Genomic DNA, 448 nt, shown 5'->3' with positions numbered 1-448 from the left:
ATGTGTATAAGAGACAGCCCCTGTCCTGAAATCGATCACCCGTGTGGGGGAAAGGCCTGGCCACCGGACGACCGCCCGCCCGCCCGGCACACCGGGCCCGCGCCCCGCGCACACCCGCACCGCCCGCACGTCCCCGCACGTCATTCCACCGAACGCACCGCCCGAGAGCGCTACGGGGCCTTCGGGGCGGACGTTTCGTACACACTCCGCCACCTCAAGACCCCCCTGCGGTTTTCCGTCAGGTTTCGAGCTAGTCACACAAAAGCTTCATAAGCCCATCACCATATGGAGGGACTGATGCGGGTGACCGGTACCTGAGGGGGGCGCCGGCGCCCGCACGGAGTCGCGCGCGTTCCGCGGAGCACCGTGCGCACTCCGCCCTGGGGAGGGACCAACAGCATGAAGCGCAGGATGTACGCGGCCTTGTGCACCTGTCTCTTATACACAT

The organism is Streptomyces sp. NRRL WC-3549 (assembly GCF_000721935.1).
Taxonomy (GTDB): domain Bacteria; phylum Actinomycetota; class Actinomycetes; order Streptomycetales; family Streptomycetaceae; genus Streptomyces.
This window is presented reverse-complemented; position numbering follows the sequence as displayed.